This window comes from Sinorhizobium sp. 8-89, assembly GCF_030124325.1.
GTDB lineage: Bacteria > Pseudomonadota > Alphaproteobacteria > Rhizobiales > Rhizobiaceae > Sinorhizobium.
In genome coordinates, this window is sequence record NZ_JASKLR010000003.1 from 69,015 (window position 1) to 93,839 (window position 24,825).

Genomic DNA, 24,825 nt, shown 5'->3' on the forward strand with positions numbered 1-24,825 from the left:
CTGGGGCATTTGTGAATGAAGCGAACGGTCAAGCGGGTCTTCGCGGCCGTTGTGCTCCTGCTGCTCGCCGTCGCGTGCGGGGCTTTGATTCCGCGTCCCTTCATGCCTGTCCACGCCTCGTCCGAAATCGCGGGATCGCGACGAATCTTACTGCTGTCCGGGCCGATTCACACCGATATCGCAATTCCCCTGGACGACGAGTTGCGCGCAAGGTTCGATTTTGTTGAAAGCGCTGGCGTGCCTCTTCGCCAGCCTGATGTGCAATGGCTGATTTTCGGGTGGGGAGGGCGCGCGTTTTACCTGGAAACGCCGACCCGGGGCGATCTTAAACCGCTACCGGTTTTGCGGGCACTGAGCCTCGATCGTTCCGTGATGCACGTCGATATAGCAGCACGCATCGTCGAATCGCAGGCATCAGTTGCCGGATTTGAAGTCGACGATGCGGGGTTCGAGCGGCTTGTAACCTTCATATCCGACAGCTTCCGGAGAGAAGCTGGCCAAGCCGTCTCCATTCGTAACTTCTCCTACGGTCCGGACGATAGGTTTTTCGAGGCGAGGGGCTATTTCAACGCCCTGTTCGGCTGCAACACATGGACTGCAAGTGCATTGAGATCAGCCGGCATTCGGACCGGATTCTGGAATCCTTTTCCTGCGACGCTTGGCGTCTCGCTCGGCCTTTACAATTAGCAACCGCGAAGCGGCGCAGAAAGCCATGCGGTCACCGCATGGCTGCCATGCGCAGCCACCGAAATCGCCGCTTTGATGCTGCACCGCAGCGCAATCTCCGATAGGAAAGTGTTCTCACTTTCCGGCCGGCTCGCGCTTTCCTCCCAAGACTGATCGCGGCCGGCAGCTTGCCCTGAAGGAGATGATGATGCTCGGCAGAAAAGTTCCCGCTGTAACCTTCCGCACCCGCGTCCGCGACGAAGCCGTCGGGGGCTCCAATCCGTTCCGCTGGCAGGACGTTTCGTCGGACGAGTATTTCGCCGGCAAGCGCGTCGTGCTGTTTTCGCTCCCGGGTGCCTTCACGCCGACCTGCTCGACCTACCAGCTTCCGGACTTCGAAAAGCTCGTTGCCGAGTTCCGCGCCGAAGGCGTCGACGAGATCTACTGTATCTCGGTCAACGACGCCTTCGTGATGAACGCCTGGGGCAAGTCGCAGAACCTCGAAGATGTCAAGCTGATCCCGGACGGCTCCGGTGAATTCACCCGCAAGATGGGCATGCTGGTCGCGAAGGACAACCTCGGTTTCGGCATGCGCTCCTGGCGTTATGCTGCCGTCGTCAACAACGGTGTCGTCGAGCAGTGGTTCGAAGAGGAAGGCTATTCCGACAATTGCGACAGCGATCCATATGGCGTTTCCTCGCCGCAGAACATTCTGGCGGCTCTGCGGTCGCAGAAGATCGCTGCCTGATCGGGCTCCGCCGCCTGCGCGTCCGGAAAGACGCGCAGGTGCAGGGACCGAGGGAAGGCCCAGGCTAATCAGACGGATTGCGCGAAACCGTTTGGATTTCCGTCTTCCTGCTGGCGCCGGGGTCTTTTCTTGCTACATTGGTGCCGACAGCGCCGCGCGCCCTATCAGCCGCGCAAAGGACGCCCTAACACTTTGAATTTCTGCATGTTTTTGCCCTTGAATCGCTTAGGATTGGGGAAACATGCGGTAGAACGCAGCGAGGATCGATGGTTTACGTCACCGCATATCTGAAGGCACATGCGGGGAAGGGCGATGACGTTCTCGCTTTGGCGGCACAGCTGATCGGGGCCGCACGCAGGGAAGCGGGCTGCGTCAACTACGATCTCTACCGGAAGCCCACAGAACCGGACACCGTGGTCTTCGTCGAGAACTGGAAAGATCGGGCCGCCGTGGACGCGCATTTTGCCGAGCCGCATCTGAAAGCCTTTCAGGCGGCGTGGCGGACCTTCTGGCGGACGCTCGTATCGATGTCGTGCACCCGGAAAGGATAGAGGTGATCTGACGTGCCTTATCGCTCGACCGAAGTTCTCTCGCCGGGCCCCGCAGACAAGGTGCCGCTCCACAGCGTGACCCTGGCGCATGACGAGCGCCATCTGCGGCGCAAGCTGTTGCATCTCGAAAACGACGACGTGGTGATGCTCGATCTCAAGCAGCCAGTGATGCTCGCCGATGGCGATCTGCTCGTGCTGGAAGGGGGCGGCTATATCCGGATAAAGGCCGCCGACGAGGCGCTTTATGAGGTTCGTGCGCGAGACATTCTGCATCTCATCGAACTCGCCTGGCATCTCGGCAATCGGCATCTTCCGGCAGCGGTCGAGGAGGGGCGGATCCTGATCGGCCGCGATCCCGTCATCCGCGTGATGCTCGAAGGCCTCGGTGCCGCCGTCAGCGAAGTGACGCAACCCTTCCAACCGCTGCGCGGCGCCTATCATGGTGGCGGGCACAGCCACGACAATCACGGGCATGGCGGTCACCACCACAATCATGGCTGACCAGGCCGACATACGGGCGCTCCTGCGTCTCGTTACCTGGCTATCGCCTGCTTTTCCGGTTGGTTCGTTTTCCTATTCCGGGGGGCTGGAGCAGGCGGTCCACGATGGCCTCGTGACCAGTGCCGAAGAGCTGCGGCTTTGGCTCGAAACGCTTCTGATGCATGGTGCCATCTGGAACGACGCCCTTCTGCTGGCCGAGTGCTACCAGGCGCATGACGACCCACAACGACTGAAGGCGGCGAGCGAGTTGGCCGAAGCGATGGCCGGTTCGTACGAGCGTCACATGGAAACCATGCTGCAGGGCGAAGCGTTTCTTGCCGCCGCTCGCAACTGGCCGGGCGCCGTATTCGACCTGCTTGGGCCTGTAGCAGCCTATCCGGTGGCGGCCGGTGCAGTGGCGGGCGCGCATCGAACGGGATTGCGAGCTGCACTTGCTGCCTATCTCGGCGCCGCGACATCGAATGCCGTTTCTGCCGCCATCCGTTCCGGCGTCATCGGCCAGCGCAATGGCGTCGGTGTATTGGCCGCTCTCGAAAGCACGATTGCCACTGTCGCCGATCGTGCTGCGCAAGCCTCGCTGGACGAGCTTGGCGCGGCGACGATCATGGCCGATATTTCGTCGCTGAGACACGAGACCCTGCACACCCGCCTGTTCCGCTCCTGACGGGCGGCCGCATTCTGAAAGGACACGCAAAGATGCCATCAAAAAACGGTCCCCTTCGCGTCGGTATCGGCGGCCCGGTCGGTTCCGGCAAGACGGCGCTAACCGACAAGCTGTGCAAGGCGATGCGCGAGAAATATTCCGTCGCCGTCGTCACCAACGACATCTACACCAAGGAAGACGCCGAGGCGCTGGTGCGCATGCAGGCGCTGCCGTCGGAGCGGATCGTCGGCGTCGAAACCGGTGGCTGTCCGCATACGGCGATCCGCGAGGACGCATCGATCAATCTCCAGGCGATTGCCGATCTCAATCGCCGGATTCCCGATCTCGACGTGGTCTTCATCGAATCCGGTGGCGACAATCTGGCGGCGACCTTTTCTCCCGACCTCGCCGACCTGACGATCTACGTCATCTCGGTCTGCCAGGGTGAGGAAATTCCGCGCAAGGGCGGACCGGGGATCACCAGATCCGATCTCCTTGTGATCAACAAGAAGGACCTCGCACCCTATGTCGGGGCCGATCTCGACGTGATGGAGCGGGATGCGACGCGGATGCGCGCGGCAAAGCCCTTCGTGTTTTCGGACATGAAGCGCGGCGACGGTGTCGACCGGATCGTCGAATTCCTGACGGTGGAGGGAGGGCTTTAGTCAGTCTAGACCGCGCGACGCGGACGGGTCAGAACCTCTCGAGCGCCTGCCGATCGCGGATTTCAATCACACGGCCCTTTACGGTGACGCCCGACTGGCGGAGCATCGAAAAGGCGCGCGACAAAGCCTCCGGCGCAAGGCCGAGCTTGCCCGCAAGGACGTTCTTCTGGAACGGCAGGCGGAAGGAGAAACTGCTCAGCCCATCCGGACAATGGCTGAGGATATAGCTCGCGACCCGCTGAGGCGCGGTGAGCAGACGATCCTCGGCAAGGCAGTCTTCCGTCATCTTGCCATGATGGCAGAGAAGTTCGATGAGCGCCTGGGCGACGTCGGTGTTCTCCGCAGCAAGCTGGCGGAGCTTGCGGCTTTCAAGCCGCGCGACGATCAGAGGCTCGGCCGCCTGTGCGTTGGCAGTGGCGCGATGGTCCAGAAACATGGCGTTTTCGCCGAAGATCTCGCCCTTGGGAAAAACGGCGATGTCGGCTTCGCGGCCGTCCTTGCCCAATCGATAGAGACGAATAAGTCCCGAGAGCACGAAGAAGACGTGGTCGACCGGCTCGTCCTGACGAAACAGGATGTCGTGTTCCTCGTGGGTGGAAACGATTGTCCCGTCGAGGATCGCCTCTGCCGTCGCCCGCGGTAGTCTCGCGAAGAAACGTGAAGCGAGAAGAACGGCTCTATCGTTAGAGGTCAGTCGCAGGGTCTTCATCGTGCCATCCCGAATGGATCGAACCGACCCTAATCGGTCATCGAGACATGCGGATTGACCCTAATCAAATAATTTTCACAAATATGACCCGCGCGTGGGTGCGCGGGCTTCAGGTAACGGTTCGCGTCTGCTGACGCAGACGCCTCTATTCTGCAGCAAGCGCGGGATGGTTGATGACTTTGCGGTCGGACTTGCCGTCACGCTGCGCTTCCAGCGTCTTGATGCGCTCCTGCAGTTCCTCGATCGTATCGCCGTGCTCGGCCACCCGTTCGGTGAGCGCTGCGCTGTCGAGCGGCAGGTTTTCCTCGTCCTTCTTGCCGACGAACCGACCGAAGATGCGGGCGAGCAGCCGCGACAGGTCGTCCATGATCAGGAAGAAGGAAGGAACGACAACGAGGCTCAGCACGGTCGAGACGATGATGCCGCCGATCACCGCGATCGCCATTGGTGCGCGGAAGGAGCCGCCTTCGCCGACGCCGAGCGCCGACGGCAGCATGCCCGCGGACATGGCGATCGACGTCATGACAATCGGGCGCGCGCGCTTGCGGCCGGCCTCGATCATCGCCAATCCCCGGTCCATGCCGTGATGCATCATCTCGATTCCGAAATCGACGAGCAGGATCGCGTTCTTGGTGACGATGCCCATCAGCATCAGGATACCGATCAGGACGGGCATCGAGAGCGCGTTCTGAGTGAGGATCAGCCCGGCCGCCACGCCGCCGATCGCGAGCGGCAGCGAGAACAGGATTGTGAAGGGCTGGATGACATCCTTGAACAGCAGGATAAGCACCACCAGCACCATCATCAGACCGAGCAGCATGGCGTTGCCGAAGCTCTGCTGCATCTCGGCCTGCACTTCGGCATCGCCGCTTTCGAGGAACTCGACGGTGCCCGGCAACTTGGCTTCGGCCGCGATCTGCTTGAAGCGATCGGACGCGGTGTTGAGCGCAACGCCGATCGGCAGGTCCGCGCCGAGTGCCACGACGCGGTTGCGGTCGTAGCGCTTGATCGAGCTCGGGCCTTCCGAATAGTTGATGTCCGCGACGCTTGAAAGCGGAACCGTAGCGCCCGATGCGGTCTGGATCTTCAGGTTGCGGATCGCCGCGATATCGGTGCGGAAATCGCGGTTGAGCTGAACCCGGATCGGAATCAGCCGGCCGTCGAGCGCGATCTTCGTGAGCGCGGCGTCGATGTCGCCAATCGTAGCGACACGGATCACCTCGGAGATCTGGGCGGTCGTGATGCCAAGGCGGGACATCTGGTCAGCGCGTGGACGGATCTGCAGCTCCGGCCGCGGCAGCGCGCCGTCGGGGCTGACATTGGCGAGCAGCGGATCGCTGCGCAGCTTCGCCTCGAGGGTCGCCACGGCCGCGTCCAGATCCGCCTCGTTGTTCGAGAGCAAGTTGAAGGACAGGTCGCGTTCGCCGCGGTCGTTCAGCTTGATGACCCGAACGTCCGGGATCGATTGCAGCCGCGCAAAGATCTCCTTTTCGATCTGCGACTGCGGCTTGGTGCGCCCGGCGGGTGGCAACTTCGGCAGGTATTCGCCGATCAGCGGCGTGCGGCCGATGACATCGTTGACGATCTTGTTGATCAGCGAATGGTCTAGCTTCTTGAGAAGCACGGTCACGGCAGCGCGACGCAGCTCCAGGTCGCCCTTGGGCGATGCGCCGCCAAGCACGAAGACGTTTTCGACGCCTTCGATGTCCTTGACGCGGTTGTAGATTTCCGCTGTCGTCCGATCCGTGTCCTCGAGCATCGCGTCCGGCGGAAGCTCGATCGACAGGCTGACGCGCGATGCGTCCTCGGGCGGCAGGAAGCTGCCCGGAACCTGGAACAGGAAGTAGACGGAAACGACGAGGCAGGCGATGGCGGCGAGAAGCGTCGTATAGCGCCAGCGCGTCGTCACGCGGATGAGGCCCGTATAGAGCTTCATGATCGCGCTGTCGTCGTCACCGTGGTGGCCGCCGCCGACGTCGGTGGGCTTCATCAAGTAGGCTGCCATCACCGGCGTGATCAGGCGGGCGACCAGCAGCGAGAAGAACACGGAGACAGCGACCGTAAGGCCGAACTGGATGAAGTATTGGCCCGGAATACCGGGCATGAACGAGACCGGGACAAAGACCGCGATAATGGTGAACGTGGTGGCGATCACCGCAAGACCGATCTCGTCCGCCGCTTCGATCGCGGCCTTGTAAGGCGACTTGCCCATGCGGATATGCCGCTCGATATTCTCGATCTCCACGATTGCGTCATCGACGAGGATACCGGTCGCGAGCGTCATCGCCAGGAAGCTCACGAGGTTGAGCGAGAAACCGAGAAGCTCCATCACCCAGAAGGTTGGAATGGCCGAGAGCGGCAGCGCCACCGCCGAAATCAATGTCGCGCGCCAGTTGCGCAGGAACAGCATTACGACGAGGACGGCGAGCAGGGCGCCTTCGATCAGCGTGTGAATAGCGGCCTCGTAGTTGCCGTAGGTGAAGTAGACCGAATCGTCCACCATCTCGATCGCGACATCCGGATGTTTCGCCCGGATTTCGTCGAGCGTCTTGGCGACCGTTTCGGCGACCGTCACTTCGCTGGCGCCCTTGGCGCGGAATACCGCGAAGGTGACGCCGGGGTTGCCGTTAAAGCGGGAAAACGACTTCGGCTCCTCATAGGTGTCGGTCACCGTGCCGAGTTGCGACAGGCGAACGAAGCGACCGTTCGGGAGCGAAATCATCGTATTGGAAAGCTCGGCTACGTCGCGCGTGTCGCCAAGGGTACGGATCGCCTGTTCGCTGCCGCCGACCTGGCCGCGGCCGGAACCGAGATCCATGTTCATCCGGCGAAGCTGGCCGTTGACATCGGCGGCCGTGATGCCGAAGGAGTTCAGCCGGTCTTCATTGAGTTCGATGCGGACTTCGCGGTCGGAGCCGCCGTAACGGTCGACACGGCCGATGCCGCTTTTACCCTGGATCGCGCGCTTGATCGTGTCGTCGACGAACCAGGAGAGTTCCTCGAGCGTCATGCCGGGGGAGGACACGGCGAACGTCTGGATCGCCTGGCCTTCGACGTCGACCTTGGAGACGATCGGCTCCTCGATCGAGGTCGGCAGGTCGCTGCGGATGCGGTCGATCGCATCCTTGACGTCCTGCACGGCTTGAGTCGTCGGCACTTCCATGCGGAAGATGACAGCGGTGGTGGAACTGCCGTCGGTGATCGTCGACTGGATGTGGTCTACGCCCGAAACACCCGCGACCGCATCCTCGATCTCCTTGGTAACCTGGGTCTCGAGTTCGGCGGGGGCGGCACCGCTCTGCGTGACGCTGATCTGAACGATCGGCACGTCGATGTTCGGGAAGCGGGTGATCGGCAAGGAATTGAACGACTGCCAGCCGAGCACGACCAGTACAAAAAAGGCCAGGATGGGCGCGACCGGATTGCGGATAGACCAGGCGGAGAAGTTCATGGTCGCTGTTCCCGTCAGTTGGTTGCCGGTTGCGCGGATTTGACCGGCTTGATGCGGTCACCATCGCGTACATAGGCGCCGGCCTTTGCCACTGCCTGTTCACCTGCCTTGAGGCCGGAAAGGATTTCGACGTACTGTCCGTCCTGGATACCGGTTACGACCGGAACCAGCCGGACCACGCCGTCCTCGACCTTACGGACGATCGCCTTACCGTCTTCTGCTGTAACAGCCGTTTGCGGCAAAACAACCGTTTGCTTCTGCTGAACGATGATGGTCGCGGCGGCATACATGCCGGAGCGGGCCTTGGAGGTGTCGCTGAGAGTAATATGCACTTTTCCAAGCCGCGTCTGCGGGTCCACGATCGGTGCAATCAGGCGAATCTTGCCTTCGATCGTCGTGCTGCTGCCGGCAAGCCTGACGGTCGCCGGCTGGCCGACCGCAAGTTTAATGATGTCTGCTTCGGCCACATCCGCCTTCATCTCGATGACGCCATCGCGGATGATCGCGAACAGCGGCTCGCCGTTGCCGCTGGCGATGGCGCCGACCTTGGCGTTCTTGACGGAGATGACGCCGCTGACGGGCGCTTTCACCGCGGTGCGGGCGAGGCGGAGGTCGATATCATCGATCTGGGCCTGGACCACCTTGATGTCAGCGGTGGCAACGCCGACGGATTGCTCGGCGGAGCGGACGCGGGCGCGTGCGGCGACCGCAAGTGCCCTCACGCGATCGGCCTCTGCCGTCGGTACGGTGCCGTTTTCAGACAGCCGCGCTGCACGGTCGGCGACCCGCGTTGCTTCCTCGGAATTCGCCGTGACCTCGGCGAGCTGGGCGCGCAATTGAGCGAGAGCGGCTTCCGCTTTGGCGAGATTGGCTTCGAGCTGGCTCTTCTGCAAGAGAAGCGCATCGTCGTTGAGCACGACCAGAGTGCTGCCTTCTTCTACCTTGTCGCCGACATCGACATTCAGCGATCGGATGGAGAGACCGTCGACCAGCGGCGAAACATAGGTTTCCTCGACCGCCTCGATGGAGCCCGTCGCGATGACGCGGTCACTGATCGATTGCTGCACCGCCTCGGTAACGACGATAGAGGGCAGCGGCTGCGATTGTTGCGGCTTGACGGCTTCTTCGGCAAAGGCGCTGGAAAATGCGCCCAGCGTCATTGCGGCACAGGCGCTGAAAAGGGGTAGGAGTCTCTGAGCCATCGGCCAATTTCCCAAAAAATGAAATGCCGGACATCGCCCTGGATGGCGAAGGTCTGGCTTAATTCACGCTATTTTTGTGTCCCAGTGCCGGCGGCGGATCGCCAGTTGGCAGTCGTGGCCCACAAGCTTAAAAATCTCTGCCCCAACGCAGGCGGTTTCAAACCGAATACATCGAGTCCAGGAAAAAGTTCCCTAAACCGTATTGCTTAAGAAAACGATTTCCTCCCTGCGCCTGCCCACCCAAACGCTTTGGCCTATGTAATCGTCGCGCGAAATGCTTACAAGGTTGCTGAAGCGATGGTGCCTCATTATTTCTATTCTTGTGTGTCTCGCGATGCAATACTGGTAGTGCGGCAAAGGGTTCAACTTAGGCGCGACCTTTTGTCTGTGGCCTCGGCTTGATCCTGCAGCGCCCGCCCCTTCCGATGCACAAAGGTAGCCGCAGCACTTTGAATGCTGCAGCAGGCGGCAGGCATCAAGGAAAAGAGCGCGCGGCAAGGGCCGCGCGCTCCGCTTTCCATTGGTTACCGCTTTTTACTTAAGCGCTTCGTCAGTCACTTCGTGCGTCCAGGCGCCTTCCGGCTCCTTGGAGATGACCGGATCAGAGCCGCCGGCGAGCAGCGACTGGACCGTGCGCTTGAAGTCGGCCTCATCGAGAGCGCCGTTCGAGCCGGCCGTCAGCTTGGCGATTTCGCCCATCATGCGCTTCTGGTGCTTTTCCGTCTGGGCACCGGTGGAATCGTTCTCGAGAACGATATCGGCAGCCTCGTCCGGGTTCTCCTCGGCATATTTCCAGCCCTTCATGGAGGCGCGGACGAACTTCACCATTCTTTCCTTGAAGGCGGGGTCCTTGAGCTTGTCCTCGAGCACGTAAAGCCCGTCCTCGAGAGTGGCTACACCCTGGTCCTCGTATTTGAAGGTGACGAGGTCTTCCGCCTTGATGCCGGCGTCGATCACCTGCCAATACTCGTTGTAGGTCATGGTGGAGATGCAGGCCGCCTGCTTCTGGATCAGGGGGTCGACATTGAAGCCCTGCTTGAGCACGGTCACACCTTCCGGACCGCCATCCGTCGGGATCTTCAACTGCGACATCCAGGAGAGGAACGGATATTCGTTGCCGAAGAACCAGACGCCGAGCGTCTTGCCCTTGAAGTTGTCGGGGCTCGTCACGCCGGATTCCTTGAGACAGGTCAGCATCATGCCGGACTTCTTGAACGGTTGGGCGATGTTGACGAGCGGCACGCCCTTTTCGCGCGTGGCGAGGGCGGAAGGCATCCAGTCGACGATGACGTCGGCTCCGCCGCCGGCAATCACCTGCGCCGGGGCGATATCCGGACCGCCCGGCTTGATATCGACTTCAAGGCCCTCTTCCTCGTAGAAGCCCTTGTCCTTGGCGACGTAGTAGCCGGCAAACTGGGCCTGGGTGACCCACTTCAATTGCAGCGTAACCTTGTCGGCGGCATTGGCATGGAAGGCGGCAAGCGAAAAGACGCCGGCTGCAAGCAGAGATGCAAGTTTCTTGTTCATGTCTGTTCCCTTTTATTGTTGGTTTATTCCCATTGTCGCTTCATTTTAAAGCGCGCCGCATTCAATAGGAGCCCGGCGACGCGCTTTAAGTCTTTGTTTGCATGCATGTCGTTGTCCCGAAACCGCTGCACACTTTCGGGCGACATGCGTTAGGCCCGTCCACTGCGGACGGACGGATGCCAGAACGTGACGGCCCGCTCGGCGAGCGCGACCACCCCGTAGAAGGCGGAGCCAGCCACCGCCGCCACGGCGATCTCGGCCCAGACCATGTCGACGTTCATACGGCCCACTTCCGTGGAGATCCGGAAGCCCATTCCGACAATGGGCGTTCCGAAAAATTCGGCCACGATCGCGCCGATCAGCGCCAGCGTGGAGTTAATCTTGAGCGCGTTGAAAATGAAAGGCCAGGCGGCGGGCAATCGCAGCTTGACGAGTGTCTGCCACCATGTCGCCGCGTAGGTTCGCATCAGGTCGCGTTCCATGTGGCTTGCGGCGGCAAGACCCGAAACCGTGTTCACCAGCATCGGGAAGAAGGTCATGATGACGACGACGGCGACCTTCGACTGCCAGTCGAAGCCGAACCACATGACCATGATGGGCGCCACGCCTATGACGGGCAGGGCGGAGACGAAGTTGCCAAGCGGCAGCAGACCCTTCTGCAGGAAGGGAGAGCGGTCGATCAGGATCGCCACGACGAAGCCGAGGCCGCAGCCGAGCGCATAGCCGGTCAGTACGGCCTTAAGAAAAGTCTGCCGGAAGTCGGCCGCCAGCGTCGGCAGGGAGTTGACTAGGCGCTGCCAGATCATCGACGGCGCTGGGAGCAGCACCGACGGAATGCCGAAGCCGCGGACGATACCCTCCCAAAGCACGAGAATGGTGATGCCGAAGAGGAGGGGAACGGCAAAGCGCGCGGCGCTGGCGGCTGTGCGGTGCGCAAAGTGCTGGCGCACGAGCCATTCGTTGAAAGCCCAGGCAGCGAGCCAGAAGAGCACGGCTCCGGCGAAAACGGGAATATTCATGGCTTGGCCCCCATGCGCTTGAGAACGGCCGAATGGGCGAAGCCGACAATCATGACGAGGACGGCCGCGAGCGCTGCCGCCATGAACAGGGCCGCCCAGATCTGCACGGTCTGGCCGTAATAGGATCCGGCTAGCAGGCGGGCGCCAAGCCCGGCCACCGCACCGGTCGGCAACTCGCCGACGATGGCGCCGACAAGCGAGATGGCGACCGCGACCTTCAGCGAGGTGAAGAGGTAGGGCATGGAGGATGGCCAGCGCAGCTTCCAGAAGGTCTGCGCCGGTGAGGCATTATAGGTGTGCATGAGGTCGAGCTGGATCGTTTCCGGGCTGCGCAATCCCTTGACCATGCCGACGACGACCGGGAAGAACGAAAGGTAGGTCGAGATCAGCGCCTTCGGCAGCAACCCTGCGATGCCGATGGCGTTCAGAACGACGATGATCATCGGCGCGATGGCGAGGATCGGGATCGTCTGGCTGGCGATCACCCACGGCATCAAGGACCTGTCCATCGCACGGTTGTGGACGATGCCGACGGCGAGCAGGACGCCGAGAGCGGCACCGATGCCGAAGCCGAGCAGCGTCGCGGAAAGCGTGATCCAGGCGTGATAGATGAGGCTGCGCTTCGACGTGATCGCCTTGTTGGCGGTCGTATCCCAGATTTCGGCGACGACCTGGTGGGGGGCGGGCAGCACGGGCCGCTCCTGTGCCATCGTGTTCCGGACGATCTCGGAGAAGCCGATTTCGGTGCCGGCACGCGCCGCCGTATCGCGCTCGAAGGGCGCGTTGAGGAAAGCGGCCGCCACATACCAGACGGCGATCAATAGCAAGACGACGGTGCTGATCGGCAACAGCTTGTCCTTGAGAAAGCTTTGTTCGCGCATGATCAGGCCCTTCCGCTGGTCGGCAGCAGCATCAACCCCATCGCGGCGATTCCGAGCAGCACGCCCGCCATCTGCGTCGTGCTCAGTTTCTCACCGAAGAGCGTGAAGGCAATGAGGTTGACGAGCACCAGCTGCACCACGGCCGACAGGGAAATCGCGAGCCCCAGGCCTCCCTCGCGCATCAGCTTCACCATGATCAGGTTGCCGATCACATAGAGCCCCAGAGCGAGCAGCAGCACGGGAACACTGTTGCTGGAGACGTAAGCGCGCGATGCGGTCGCGCCGCCAAGAAATATGAAAGTGGCAAGGAGAAGCCACAGAACATAGGCGGGGTTCATGCTCGCTGACCTCCTGCGGCATGCCAGCTGTAGAGTCTGTCGGGCAAACCTTCCTCGTTCTCGCCGTCCGTTCTCCCAACCGCGACGAAGCCTTCGCGCTCATAGAAGCGATGTGCGTCCGCGTTACGCTCGAAAGTCCACAGATTGAGCGCGTCCGGGGCGCGTTTCTTTGCCTCGCGCAGCAACCGGGCGCCGACACCGCCCCTTCGGTGGCGTTCATCAACGTAGAGCGCCGTGACGAAGGCCTCCGATGACAGGGCGACAAAGCCAACAACTTCACCCTCGCGGTCGGCAACGATGATCGCGCGGTCCGCGAAGACAGTTTCCCGGTAATACCGCTCCACGTCGGTTGCAGCATGCACTCTCGGCATCCAGGGCGTAGCATCGATCCAGCGGTTGAGAATACCGGCACATGCCGTCATATCCGCGATGACGGCGTCCCGGCACGTGATGTTGGCGGAACCGCTACTCATCATAGCTATGCCCCGCTCTCAAGCCCTCTCGGACGCGATGGGCGATTTCCAGGAATTCCGGCGTCTCGCGAATGCCGAGCGGCCGCTCCCGGGGCAGAGTGGATTCGATGATATCGGTCACGCGGCCCGGGCGCGGGCTCATGACGACGATCTTGGTCGAAAGGTACACCGCCTCGGGAATCGAGTGGGTGACGAAACAGATGGTTTTGTTGGTGTGTGCCCAGAGTTTCAGAAGCTGCTCATTGAGGTGGTCTCGGACGATCTCGTCGAGTGCGCCGAAAGGTTCGTCCATCAGAAGAAGATCGGCGTCGAAAGCGAGCGCGCGGGCGATCGAGGCTCGCTGCTGCATGCCGCCGGAAAGCTGCCAGGGATACTTCTTGCCGAAACCCGAGAGATTGACGAGTTCGAGCGTACGCTCGATCCGTGCCTTCCGCTCGTCCTTCGAATAGCCCATGATTTCGAGCGGCAAGGCGATGTTCTTCTCGATCGTGCGCCAGGGATAGAGCGCGGCGGCCTGGAAAACATAGCCGTAGGCGCGGTGCCGCCGGGCTTCTTCGGGCGTCATGCCGTTGACCGTGATAGCGCCGGAGGTCGGTCTCTCGAGGTCGGCAATGACGCGCAGGAACGTCGTCTTGCCGCACCCGGACGGGCCGATAAAGGAAACGAAATCACCCTTGGCCACGTCGAGGTTTACGCCCGTCAGCGCATTGACCGGCCCGTCGCTGGTCTGGAACGTGAGGCCGAGATCCCGAGCCGAGACCACGGAGGCAGAATTGGATGTCATGGGCGGATTCTCATTCTGGCTTGCCTGTGGCAGACTGCTATCCGAACCTGCAACATGCAATCGTGGATTTGCCGCCGATGCCGTCTGTTGAGGGTTTTTCAGCGAATTCTGGAGAGCGGTCATGTCTCGATCATCCAATTCTGGCTGTCGCGTGGTTCGTCCGGGCGATGCCTATGCCGGCAAGCAGGGGCTTAATTATTTCGAGGGCATAGCCCAGGAAACGGTCGGCTCGACCGGTATTTGCATGCATCTCTTGACCATGCCGCCCGGGGCGCGCGCCAAGGCGCATCTGCACGAGAGCCACGAGACCGCGATCTACATTCTTGCCGGCGAGGCGCATACCTGGTTCGGCGATCGGCTCGAGGAGCATGTGATCGTCAAGGCCGGCGAGATGTTCTACATCCCGGCCGGCGTGCCGCATTTGCCCGCCAATCTCTCCGACAAGCCGTGCTCGGCGGTGATTGCCCGGACAGATCCGAAGGAACAGGAAAGCGTCGTGCTGCTGCCCGAACTGGATGCGCTGGTGCCGGCCTAACGCTCCGGAAAGCGATGTTGTCGATGACGTGGGTGACAGATGCGGCATCTGGTGTGCGTCAAACCCCGCTTGCCGGAATGCCGGTGCGCTGAACGGCGCGCGGCGCCGTCACTTCCTTCCATGTAGAAAGAGCCGTGCTGACGGCGGGGAAGGGCTCGCGCCTGACGAACTCTCCGTGGCCTTCCTGCGTCTTGACCATGCCTTCCTCGATCGAAACGACACCGCGGGTGAGCGTGAAGCGAGGCAGGCCCGTCACCGTTTTACCCTCGAAGACGTTATAGTCGATCGCCGATTGCTGGGTTTTCGCCGAGATCGTCTTCGAGCGCTTCGGATCCCAGACGACGAGGTCGGCATCGCTACCCACCAGGATCGCGCCCTTCTTTGGATAGATGTTGAGGATCTTGGCGATGTTGGTCGAGGTCACCGCGACGAATTCGTTCATGGTGATGCGGCCGGTGGCGACGCCATAGGTCCACAGCATCGGCATCCGGTCTTCCAGCCCCCCGGTGCCGTTCGGGATCTTGGTGAAGTCCCCGACGCCGAAGCGTTTCTGGTCGGTGGTGAAGGCGCAATGGTCGGTCGCCACCACCTGCAGCGAACCGGAGGCAAGCCCAGCCCAGAGGCTGTCCTGATGCAGCTTGTTGCGGAAGGGCGGTGACATCACGCGGCGGGCGGCGTGATCCCAATCCTTGTTGAAATATTCGCTTTCATCGAGCGTCAGATGCTGGATCAAAGGTTCGCCGAAGACGCGCATGCCCTTGGCGCGGGCGCGGCGGATCGCTTCATGCGCCTGCTCGCAGGAGGTATGGACGATATACACCGGACAGCCGGCCATGTCGGCGATCATGATCGCACGGTTGGTGGCCTCGCCTTCGACTTCGGCCGGCCGCGAATAGGCGTGCGCCTCGGGGCCATTGTTGCCCTCGGCGAGCAGCTTCGCCTGCAATTGGGCGACAACGTCGCCGTTTTCGGCATGGACGAGCGGCAGGGCGCCGAGCCCGGCGCAGCGCTGGAACGAGGAAAACATCTCGTCGTCATCAACCATCAGCGCGCCCTTATAGGCCATGAAGTGCTTGAAGGTGTTGATGCCCTTTTCCTTGACGATGGTCTCCATCTCGTTGAAGACCTGCTCGCCCCACCAGGTGATCGCCATGTGGAAGGAATAGTCGCAATTGGCGCGCGTCGACTTGTTGTCCCACATGGTGAGCGCTTCGAGCAGCGACTGGCCGGGCGAGGGGAGCGCGAAATCGACGACCATGGTCGTGCCGCCGGCGAGTGCCGCGCGCGTGCCGCTTTCGAAATCGTCCGAGGAATAGGTGCCCATGAAGGGCATTTCGAGATGGGTATGCGGGTCGATGCCGCCGGGCATGACATAGCAGCCGCTCGCATCCAGCGTTTCAGTGCCGGAGAGGTTCGGGCCAATCTCGACGATCCTGCCGCCCTCGACCTTGATATCAGCCTTGTAGGTGAGGTCGGCCGTGACGATGGTTCCACCCTTGATCACAGTGCTCATTGGCTATGTTCCCTTGCGATTGTGTTTTCGGCCGCCGGAGGGGCCAAGAAAAAGGGCGGAACCATCGTCCCGCCCATGATGTCACTTCACGATTTCGGCCGTTTCGACCACGGCGTGGAAGAGGACATCGGCCCCCGCGGAGGCCCACTCCTTGGAGATGTCTTCCGCCTCGTTGTGGCTGAGCCCGCCGACGCAGGGGCACATGATCATCGTCGTCGGGGCGACCTTCGCGGCCCAGCAGGCATCGTGGCCGGCGCCCGAGATGAGATTCATGTGGCTGTAGCCGAGCTTCTCGGCGGCGCCGCGAACGGTTGCGACCAGTTTCGGATCAAAGGTCACGGGATCGAAATGGCCGACCGCCTCGATCGAACAACCGACGCCCAGCGCCTCGGCGATCTTCGGCGCCTCGGCCTCGATGCGCGCGCGCATGCCGTCGAGCTTGGCCTGGTCGGGCGAGCGAATGTCGATGGTGAAGACGACCTTGCCGGGCAGCACGTTGCGCGAGTTGGGTGAAAAGAACACCTGGCCGACACCGCCGACAGCGCCCGGCTGGTTCTCCATGGCAACCTTCTGAACCATTTCGAAGATGCGTGACATGGCGAGACCGGCGTTGAGGCGCATGTCCATCGGCGTCGAGCCGGTGTGGGCTTCGCGGCCGGTGAGTGTAACTTCCAGCCACCACAGGCCCTGACAGTGCGTGACGACGCCGATCTGCTTGTTCTCGGCCTCCAGGATCGGCCCCTGTTCGATGTGGTATTCGAAATAGGCGTGCATCTTGCGCGCACCCACTTCTTCGTTGCCAAGCCAGCCGATGCGTTTCAGTTCGTCGCCGAACGACTTCCCTTCCGGGTCCTTGCGGGCGTAGGCGTAGTCAAGCGTAAGAGCCCCGGCAAACACGCCGGACGCGACCATCGCGGGCGCAAAACGCGCGCCCTCTTCATTTGTCCAGTTCGTCACCACGATGGGGTGCTTGGTGCGAATGCCGAGATCGTTCATCGTGCGCACGACCTCAAGACCGCTCAACACCCCGAGCACACCGTCGAACTTGCCGCCCGTCGGCTGTGTGTCCAGATGGGAGCCGATGTGCACCGGCAGTGCGTCCGGATCGGTGCCGGGGCGGGTGAAAAACATGGTGCCCATCTTGTCGACACCCATGCTAAGCCCGGCCGCCTCGCACCAGGACTGGAAAAGCCGGCGAGCCTCGCCGTCCTCGTCCGTCAATGTCTGGCGGTTGTTGCCGCCGGCGACGCCGGGGCCAATCTTTGCCATTTCCATCAACGAATCCCACAGGCGGTCAGCATTGACGCGCATGTTCTCGCCAGGTGCTGCCATGGCGTTCTCCTCATTTTTTTGGTTTGCCCCTTGCGGTGCAGCCCTCATGTTCCCGCCGGTCAAATCCAGGCTTTGTTGTTGGTGCCTTTCGATCAGTCGTTGCCTTTGTCGACAAACTGGCTGATAATTTGACCGGTTGGTAAACATTACAACTTCCGTGGCGGCACTCAAGCCGGAAAAACAAAAAATCGGAGTTGCTGCCCAAAAAGATGGCGCGTCCGAATTTTGGGCAAGTCGGGCTGCTGCATGTTCATTGGATCATATTCGATTCAAGGACAAAAACATGCAGCAATTCAAGGCGCTACAGCTTTGTGCGTCCGCAGAAGACGCACGGCGCCATTGTTGTTGTGCGCAAGCAGCGGGCAGGGGGGCAATATGGTACTTCCGAGAGCGGCCAGAACCCAGAGGCGTACACGCATACAGGAGGAGAAGGAGGAGCAGATCCTCGAGGCGGCGCTGGAGGTTTTTTCGGCCCACGGCTTTCGCGGCTCGACCATTGATCAGATCGCGGAAGTGGCGGGCATGTCGAAGCCGAACCTGCTTTATTATTTCCGCACCAAGGAGGCGATGCACCGTGCGCTGATCGACCGCGTGCTCGATACCTGGCTCGATCCGCTGCGCGAGTTCAATGCCGACGGAAACCCGGTTGCCGAGATCCGTAGCTACATCCGCCGAAAACTGGAGATGGCGCGCGAGTTCCCGCGCGAAAGCCGGCTGTTTGCCAACGAAGTGCTACAGGGGGCGCCTCATATCGAGGACGAGCTGAAGGGCCCGTTGAAAGCACTCGTCGACGAGAAGGCCGAGGTGATCCGCGCATGGGCAAAGGCCGGCAAGATCGCCAAATGCGATCCCTATCACCTGATCTTCGCAATATGGTCCACGACGCAGCACTATGCCGACTTCGATGTGCAGGTTCGCGCCGTGCTAGGACAGGAGAACGCCGGCGACGGGCGCTTCGAGGATGCCGCGCGATTCCTTGAGCGGTTGTTCGTCGACGGACTGCAGGTAAGCGAGCAACCCTCGTCGGAGCACGACGAAGGAGGATAGGTCGCTGGATGACCTCTTCCGCATGCCGCACGCTCTCCCCGCGCGGGAGCGGGGTCAATCAGATGCGGTAGCTCCTCGCCGCTCAACCCGGCGCCGGCAGCACTTCGGAAATCTGCGCTGCATCGCCAATGATCCAGGTTTCGAGCTTCGCCTGACGGCCGCGTAGGCCGATATCGAGCCGCATGTTGCCCTCGAGATCGAGGCCGGCGCGACGGACGAGTTCCACCGAAACCGCGAGTTCGGCATCATGCTCTTTCGCCAGACCCTCGAGCCGGCTTGCGGTGTTGATCGTATCGCCGACCGCCGTCAGCGAGGTCGCCCGGCCATAGCCCATCTCGCCGATGATTGCCGCGCCGGCGTGCAGGCCGATCGCCAGTCGCAGCGGTTGCTCGAGCTCACCTTGGAATGTCTGATTGAGCGCTCGAACCCCGTTGGACAATCGCACTGCGGCCGCAAGCGATTGAAGGCATGCTTCCTGGAATGGGCTCTTCAACCCAAAGATCGCAAACGCGCCGTCGCCGATGAACTTGTCGATCACGCCGCCGGAGCTTTCGACGGCCTCGCCGACCATTTCGAAGTAGCGGTTGAGCAGGAACACCGTATCGAAAGGCAGCCTGTGCTCGGCGATGCGGGTAAAGTCACGCAGATCGCAGAAGAGTACGGCGATCCGGCGCTCGCGGCCCTCGCCGTTCTGCTGGGCGAGCTGCTTCTTTATTCCCAGGCTGTCGGTGTCGAGAATGGGGACGACGGTCACGCTGTGAACCGGGCGGAACTGGCAAGCGAGCCGCACATTGTCGGGCGCGCCGATCCGGGTCAACGTCGCCAGTTCCGCGGCCTCCGGTGCCGGCTGGCCATCCAGGCCCTGGATGACGCGAACCCTGCACGTCGAGCAGCGGCCACGTCCACCGCAGACGGAGACATGGGGAATTCCCGCAGCACGGCTCGCCTCGAGAACGCTGAAACCAAGACTGACTGCCGCGACACGGCCGTCGGGATAGCGGACGCGAATGCGACCGCGCGCGGGCAGGGCGCGAAGGGCGAATGTGCCGGCGATCAAACCGCCGAAACCGGCGTAGAGCGCCAGGCGGATGTTTTCCATCAGGGCCGGATCGACCCGCAGTTTCGCCTCGCTCACATAAGCCTTGTCACCATAACCGCCATGTTCGGCATAGTCGCGCTCAAGCGACCGCGCACCGTTGATGAAGCCGAGCAGCGCAAAGATCGGGACGAGCAGGGCAATCGTATAGAGCAGGATTTCATAACGGGGAAACCAGGGGCGGCCGCGCATCCAGAACCAGGCGCCGAGACATCCGTGGCCCCAGGCAAGGAGAAGCGCCGCCGTTTGCCGGGTGGTGTTGATGGAACTCGACCAAAGCGTTCGAAGGATTTCGGGATAAGTGGCTTCTACCCCGGAGAAGATGGGTTCCACACGGGTGGCGACCACATGCGCCATCAGCACGAAGGGCAGACTGAGGCCGAAGACAATCTTCAACGCTTCACGGGCGGGCATTCTGAGCGTCTGGCGCCGGTAGAGGCTGTCGAGCGCCATCATGAAATGCAGGAGCAGCGCGCCGTAGAGCAGTATCGTTCCGGGCACGCTGTGCCAAAGGAGGTTGAACGTCCGCCTTCCAGCTTCCATGGCGTTGATGGAGATGAGGCCGAGCGAATGATTGAAGAAATGGCAGAGGATGAATGTGCCGAGCACGGCCCCGGAGATCAGGTGTGTCTTCTTGCGTGCACTGGTGGAAAAGATCGTCAAGCACTCTGCCCGATGTCTGCCGGCTGCGGCCGGCTATTGCTGATTACGTCCCTTATTAACCAGATCGCCAGTGCCGACAACTTGCGTTTTCGACACAAACCGTTTCGTTTTCGTGACTCGTGCCCGTGGTTGGGCCATTACTCGACCGCGTCCGGATTCCGCGATGGGCGGCAACCGCTCGGCGCGTTTGTCGATCACCACCCGGAGCTTTGTCGGTATAAGTTTTGTTTACGGCCAGACCGCGCATGCGCGATAGGCGGGTGCCGCGTAGACCGTCATGCGTCGGTCGGCGACCGTGCGCGCTATGAGGTCTGGATCGCTGTCCGCTGAACCGTTGCAGATGGCGAGATCGACAACGGTATTGATCGAGTTCCAGCGCACGCAAATGCGAAGGCCGCCGGGGTCTCTCCCGGCGGCCTTCCGGTTTATCGGCGTTCCGTCACTCGGCGGCCTGGCGGGCCATCGGATTGTTCGGATGCGTCGTCCAGTTGGCGTAGTTCGGGTCGACCGGCTTGCCGGTACGCTTGTCAAGCGTGCCCGCTGCGAGCGGTTCCATGGTGATGCAGTTGTCGACCGGACAGACGTTGACGCAGAGATTGCAGCCGACGCATTCCTCCTCGATCACCTCGAAATGACGCACGCCGTTGACGAACTGGGTGATCGCCTGGTGCGAGGTGTCCTCGCAGGCGATGTGACAGCGGCCGCATTTGATGCAGGCGTCCTGGTCGATCTTCGCCTTGGCGACGTAGTTGAGGTTGAGATACTGCCAGTCCGTGACGTTGGGCACGGCGCGGCCGCAGATATCGTCGAGCGTGCGGTGGCCTTTGGCGTCCATCCAGTCGGAAAGGCCGGAGATCATTTCCTGGACGATCTTGAAGCCGTAGGTCATCGCCGCCGTGCAGACCTGCACATTGCCGGCGCCGAGCGCCAGGAATTCGGCCGCGTCGCGCCAGGTGGTGATGCCGCCGATGCCGGAGATCGGGAGCCCGCGGGTTTCCGGATCGCGGGCAATCTCGGCCACCATGTTGAGCGCAATCGGCTTGACCGCCGGGCCGCAATAGCCGCCGTGGCTGCCCCGGCCGTCGATCGAGGGCTCCGGTGAGAACGTGTCGAGATTGACCGAGGTGATCGAGTTGATCGTGTTGATCAGCGAGACGGCGTCGGTCCCGCCCGCGTTGGCGGCGCGGGCAGGCTTGCGGATGTCGGTGATGTTCGGCGTCAGCTTGGTGATCACCGGCATGCGCGTGTACTGTTTGCACCAGCGCACGACCATCTCGATATATTCCGGCACCTGGCCGACTGCCGATCCCATGCCGCGTTCGGACATGCCGTGCGGACAGCCGAAGTTGAGTTCGATGCCGTCGGCGCCGGTTTCCTCGACGAGCGGCAGGATCGCCTTCCAGGCATTTTCCTCGCACGGCACCATTATCGAGGCGATGAGCGCCCGGTCCGGCCAGTTCATCTTCACCTGCTTCATCTCGCGCAGGTTCACATAAAGGTCGCGGTCGGTGATGAGCTCGATATTGTTCAATCCGAGCAGGCGCCGGTCTGCGCCCCAGATTGCGCCGTAGCGCGGTCCGTTGACGTTGACGACCGGCGGTCCTTCCTCTCCGAGTGTCTTCCAGACGACGCCGCCCCAGCCGGCCTTGAAGGCGCGTTCGACGTTATAGGCCTTGTCCGTCGGCGGCGCCGAAGCGAGCCAGAACGGGTTCGGGGATTTGATGCCGACAAAATTGTTGCGAAGATCAGCCATTGTTTCGTCCTCTCGATCCTGTTCCGCTCTTCACGCGACGGCACTCGCCAGCGGCTGAGCCGCGGCGAAAGCCTTGTCGATCGATTCGGCGGCATCACGCCCCATGGCGACGGCGGAAACGGTGAGGTCCTCCCCGCCAAGCACGCAGTCGCCGCCCGCCCAGACACTGGCGAGCGACGTGCGGCCTTCCGCATCGATGATGATGCGTCCGCCCTCCAGCTGAAGTGCGCCGAGGCCAGAGGCTTCGAACGTCTGGCCGATGGCCTTGAAAATCTGGTCGGCTGCGATGATACCCGTTTCCCCTGTTGTCGTCAGCTTGCCGTTGTCGAGCGTGGTGTACTCGAGCTCGATGCCGGCGACCCTGCCGTCCTTCAGCGCGATGCGCTTCGGCTGCAGCCAGTGGCGGATGGTGACGCCCTTGGACGACGCGAGATCCTGCTCGAACTCGGAAGCATTCATCTGCTCCTTTCCGCGGCGATAGCAGATCGTCACTTCTTCGGCCCCGAGCAGCTTTGCCTGGACGGCCGCATCGATGGCGGTCATGCCGCCGCCGAGCACCACGACCCGGCGGCCGACCGGGATGTCGGCCTTGGTCTTCGACTGGCGCAAGGCTGCAATGAAGTCGACGGCGTCTTCGACGCCCTCGGCATTCTCGCCTTCGATCCTGAGCGCATTGACACCGGTGAGCCCGAGGCCGAGGAAGACGGCATCATATTGCTCCGTCAGGTCAGTCAGCGAGAAGTCGCGGCCGAGCGCCTGTCCGTGACGCACCTCGATGCCGCCGATCGAAAGGACGTAATCGACCTCCTTCTGGGCGAAGTCGTCCACCGACTTATAGGCGGCGATACCATATTCATTGAGGCCGCCGGATTTCTCGCGGGCATCATAGATGACGACGTCATGGCCTTTGACCGCAAGCCGATGTGCGCAGGCAAGCCCCGCGGGGCCGGCACCGACCACGGCGACCTTGCGACCGGTCGAGGCGGAGCGGGCATAGAATTGCTTGTTCTCCTTCATCGCGATGTCGGTCGCGTAACGCTGCAGCCTGCCGATCTCGACCGGCCGCTCCTCGGCCGTGTTGCGCACGCAGGCCTGCTCGCAGAGCGTTTCGGTGGGACAGACGCGGGCGCACATGCCGCCGAGAATGTTCTGGTCGAAAATCGTTTTCGCCGAGCCGATCGGATTCCCTGTTGCAATCTGCCGGATGAACATCGGGATGTCGATCGAGGTGGGACAGGCCGTCATGCACGGCGCATCATGACAGAAGTAGCAGCGGTCGGAAGCGACCAGAGCCTCGTGTTTGTCGAGCGGTGGATGAAGGTCGGAGAAATTGTCTTCGTATTCCTTAAGCGGCAGTCGGCCGCCAAGGATCCCAGATTGCGTCGTTCCCATTTTTTGCTCCCAATGTTTCTCAGGATGAGAGAACGGTAACACGCTTTATTTTTTTATCAAACGGTAAAAGTTTAGTTCGGGAATTCCGAACGCCTTGAGAATTGAGGCTTTGTCTTCGCGCATCTTGCTGCGTGTTGCCCTAAATCTGAGTCGATCGGCGAAATACGCAGCAATTCAAAGCGCTACAGCGACCTTTGTGCGTCTGAAAAATGCACGGCGCTGCAGTCGACCTCCACGTTTGTTTGACAGGGTAGGGCAAATAGTGGCAGCAAATCGAAGGGGAAGGAGTCAACCGCATGGCGCGCAGGCCGGAGACCAATAACAGGCTGGACGATGCTGCCCGGGCTGGCTGGCTATACTATGTCGCCGGTCGGACGCAGGACGAGATCGCGTCGATCATGGGCATTTCGCGGCAATCGGCGCAGCGCCTCGTCTCCCTCGCCATGGCCGAGCGGCTAATCAAGGTGCGGCTCGATCATCCGATTGCCGCCTGTCTGGAGGCGGCCGCCCGGCTCAAGGAAAAATACGAGCTGAAGCACGTCGATGTAGTACCGAGCGATCCGGGCTCGAACTCGATGACCGTCGGCATCGCCGAGGCCGGCGCGGTGGAGATCGAGCGCTGGCTGAAATCGACGGACCCGGTGGTTCTGGCGATCGGGACGGGGCGGACGCTGAAGGCAACCATCGACCAGCTGCCCTCGATGGAGTGCCCGCAGCATCGCATTGTCTCGCTGACCGGCAATATCAGGCTCGATGGCTCCGCCGCCTATTACAACGTCATCTTCAGCATGGCGGATACCATCAAGGCGCGCCATTTTCCCATGCCCCTGCCGGTTCTCGTCTCGTCGGCCGAGGAGCGGGAGGTTCTTCACAAGCAGAGCCTGGTGAAACTCGCACTCAAGCTCGGCGCGGAGGCCAATGCCGCCTTCGTCGGCGTAGGCGAACTCGGGCCGGACGCACCGCTCTGCGAGGACGGCTTTCTGGCGCGCGAGGAAATGGCGCGGCTGATGGCAGCCGGTGCCGCAGGCGAGATCTGCGGCTGGATGTTCGACCACCAGGGCGAACTGCTCGCCGGCAGCATCAACGAGCGCGTCGCCTCCATTCCGCTGCCGCCGCGCGAGCGCGCGTCGGTCATCGGTATTGCCAAAGGCAAGCGCAAATACCAGGCGCTCCGCGCGGCGCTCAAGGGCCGCATCATCAATGGCCTTATCACCGACGAAACCACTGCCGACTTTCTGCTCGGCGCTTGAATCGGTCGAGATCGACTCGTTCGAAACCTGCCCGGGCGCGCTCGACGTTTTTAGAACGGCGCGGCGGCGCCGTCGCGGCTGGCGTT

At 61.9% G+C, this 24,825-nt stretch carries 22 protein-coding genes and 1 pseudogene; 9 read left to right on the plus strand and 14 right to left on the minus strand.

What is annotated here, in order from left to right; translation table 11 throughout:
- Positions 1-15: 15 nt before the first annotated feature.
- The 6 genes and pseudogenes from QN219_RS07650 to ureG all read left to right on the plus strand — a co-directional run bounded on the left by QN219_RS07650 (position 16) and on the right by ureG (position 3,774).
- Positions 16-687: a TIGR02117 family protein gene (locus tag QN219_RS07650; protein WP_283999005.1), complete on the plus strand. Its 672-nt coding sequence runs from the start codon at positions 16-18 to the stop codon at positions 685-687.
- Between the two features lie 187 nt (positions 688-874).
- On the plus strand, positions 875-1,414 hold the full coding sequence (locus tag QN219_RS07655; RefSeq protein WP_283999006.1) for a peroxiredoxin: 540 nt from the start codon (positions 875-877) through the stop codon (positions 1,412-1,414).
- Positions 1,415-1,680: 266 nt separating this feature from the next.
- A pseudogene (locus tag QN219_RS07660) lies at positions 1,681-1,976 on the plus strand (putative quinol monooxygenase).
- 1 nt (position 1,977) lies between these two features.
- On the plus strand, positions 1,978-2,466 hold the full coding sequence (gene ureE, locus QN219_RS07665) for an urease accessory protein UreE (RefSeq protein ID WP_283999008.1): 489 nt from the start codon (positions 1,978-1,980) through the stop codon (positions 2,464-2,466).
- Entirely contained in the window at positions 2,459-3,130 is a 672-nt protein-coding gene (locus QN219_RS07670; protein WP_283999486.1) for an urease accessory protein UreF, read from the plus strand. The genes ureE and QN219_RS07670 overlap by 8 nt, the downstream gene beginning before the upstream one ends.
- A 32-nt stretch (positions 3,131-3,162) precedes the next feature.
- Positions 3,163-3,774, plus strand: a complete 612-nt coding sequence (gene ureG / locus QN219_RS07675) for an urease accessory protein UreG (RefSeq protein ID WP_283999009.1) — start codon at positions 3,163-3,165, stop codon at positions 3,772-3,774.
- Between the two features lie 28 nt (positions 3,775-3,802).
- Here the strand turns inward: ureG and QN219_RS07680 are convergent, their stop codons facing one another.
- The 9 genes from QN219_RS07680 to QN219_RS07720 form a co-directional block, all read right to left on the minus strand.
- Complete coding sequence (locus QN219_RS07680) at positions 3,803-4,483, minus strand: Crp/Fnr family transcriptional regulator (RefSeq protein WP_283999010.1); 681 nt, start codon at positions 4,481-4,483, stop codon at positions 3,803-3,805.
- Positions 4,484-4,628: 145 nt separating this feature from the next.
- Positions 4,629-7,934 carry an efflux RND transporter permease subunit gene (locus tag QN219_RS07685; protein ID WP_283999011.1) on the minus strand — a complete coding sequence of 1,102 codons (3,306 nt, stop codon included), beginning with the start codon at positions 7,932-7,934 and terminating at the stop codon, positions 4,629-4,631.
- A 14-nt stretch (positions 7,935-7,948) separates the two neighbouring features.
- Positions 7,949-9,136, minus strand: coding sequence for an efflux RND transporter periplasmic adaptor subunit (locus QN219_RS07690; protein ID WP_283999012.1), 1,188 nt, complete (start codon positions 9,134-9,136; stop codon positions 7,949-7,951).
- 534 nt (positions 9,137-9,670) lie between these two features.
- Positions 9,671-10,663 (minus strand): ABC transporter substrate-binding protein, encoded by a 993-nt coding sequence (locus tag QN219_RS07695; RefSeq protein ID WP_283999013.1) that lies wholly within the window; start codon positions 10,661-10,663, stop codon positions 9,671-9,673.
- A gap of 149 nt (positions 10,664-10,812) precedes the next feature.
- Positions 10,813-11,682 (minus strand): ABC transporter permease, encoded by an 870-nt coding sequence (locus tag QN219_RS07700; protein WP_283999014.1) that lies wholly within the window; start codon positions 11,680-11,682, stop codon positions 10,813-10,815.
- Positions 11,679-12,563, minus strand: a complete 885-nt coding sequence (locus tag QN219_RS07705) for an ABC transporter permease (RefSeq protein WP_283999015.1) — start codon at positions 12,561-12,563, stop codon at positions 11,679-11,681. Before QN219_RS07705 ends, QN219_RS07700 begins: the two co-directional genes overlap by 4 nt.
- 2 nt (positions 12,564-12,565) lie before the next feature.
- Positions 12,566-12,901 (minus strand): hypothetical protein, encoded by a 336-nt coding sequence (locus tag QN219_RS07710; protein WP_173509422.1) that lies wholly within the window; start codon positions 12,899-12,901, stop codon positions 12,566-12,568.
- Entirely contained in the window at positions 12,898-13,377 is a 480-nt protein-coding gene (locus tag QN219_RS07715) for a GNAT family N-acetyltransferase (RefSeq protein ID WP_405052099.1), read from the minus strand. The genes QN219_RS07710 and QN219_RS07715 overlap by 4 nt, the downstream gene beginning before the upstream one ends.
- On the minus strand, positions 13,367-14,158 hold the full coding sequence (locus QN219_RS07720) for an ABC transporter ATP-binding protein (RefSeq protein WP_283999017.1): 792 nt from the start codon (positions 14,156-14,158) through the stop codon (positions 13,367-13,369). Before QN219_RS07720 ends, QN219_RS07715 begins: the two co-directional genes overlap by 11 nt.
- Before the next feature lie 121 nt (positions 14,159-14,279).
- Between QN219_RS07720 and QN219_RS07725 the strand changes: the two genes are divergently transcribed.
- Entirely contained in the window at positions 14,280-14,693 is a 414-nt protein-coding gene (locus QN219_RS07725; RefSeq protein WP_283999018.1) for a cupin domain-containing protein, read from the plus strand.
- Between the two features lie 58 nt (positions 14,694-14,751).
- Here QN219_RS07725 and hydA read toward each other — a convergent pair whose 3' ends face one another.
- Both hydA and QN219_RS07735 read right to left on the minus strand, forming a co-directional pair.
- Positions 14,752-16,206: a dihydropyrimidinase gene (hydA, locus tag QN219_RS07730; RefSeq protein WP_283999019.1), complete on the minus strand. Its 1,455-nt coding sequence runs from the start codon at positions 16,204-16,206 to the stop codon at positions 14,752-14,754.
- Positions 16,207-16,287: 81 nt separating this feature from the next.
- Positions 16,288-17,538: a Zn-dependent hydrolase gene (locus tag QN219_RS07735; protein ID WP_283999020.1), complete on the minus strand. Its 1,251-nt coding sequence runs from the start codon at positions 17,536-17,538 to the stop codon at positions 16,288-16,290.
- Between the two features lie 375 nt (positions 17,539-17,913).
- Between QN219_RS07735 and QN219_RS07740 the strand changes: the two genes are divergently transcribed.
- Positions 17,914-18,585 carry a TetR family transcriptional regulator C-terminal domain-containing protein gene (locus QN219_RS07740; protein WP_283999021.1) on the plus strand — a complete coding sequence of 224 codons (672 nt, stop codon included), beginning with the start codon at positions 17,914-17,916 and terminating at the stop codon, positions 18,583-18,585.
- Between the two features lie 82 nt (positions 18,586-18,667).
- Here the strand turns inward: QN219_RS07740 and QN219_RS07745 are convergent, their stop codons facing one another.
- The 3 genes from QN219_RS07745 to QN219_RS07755 all read right to left on the minus strand — a co-directional run bounded on the left by QN219_RS07745 (position 18,668) and on the right by QN219_RS07755 (position 23,489).
- The gene (locus QN219_RS07745) at positions 18,668-20,344 is read right to left on the minus strand and encodes an adenylate/guanylate cyclase domain-containing protein (RefSeq protein ID WP_283999022.1); all 1,677 of its coding nucleotides are present in this window, start codon (positions 20,342-20,344) and stop codon (positions 18,668-18,670) included.
- Positions 20,345-20,783: 439 nt separating this feature from the next.
- Positions 20,784-22,097, minus strand: a complete 1,314-nt coding sequence (gene preA, locus QN219_RS07750) for an NAD-dependent dihydropyrimidine dehydrogenase subunit PreA (RefSeq protein ID WP_283999023.1) — start codon at positions 22,095-22,097, stop codon at positions 20,784-20,786.
- Between the two features lie 30 nt (positions 22,098-22,127).
- Positions 22,128-23,489, minus strand: coding sequence for an NAD(P)-dependent oxidoreductase (locus QN219_RS07755; RefSeq protein ID WP_283999025.1), 1,362 nt, complete (start codon positions 23,487-23,489; stop codon positions 22,128-22,130).
- A 296-nt stretch (positions 23,490-23,785) separates the two neighbouring features.
- On the opposite strand from QN219_RS07755, the gene QN219_RS07760 reads away from it, so the two are divergent.
- The gene (locus QN219_RS07760; protein ID WP_283999026.1) at positions 23,786-24,739 is read left to right on the plus strand and encodes a sugar-binding transcriptional regulator; all 954 of its coding nucleotides are present in this window, start codon (positions 23,786-23,788) and stop codon (positions 24,737-24,739) included.
- Positions 24,740-24,825: the final 86 nt, after the last annotated feature.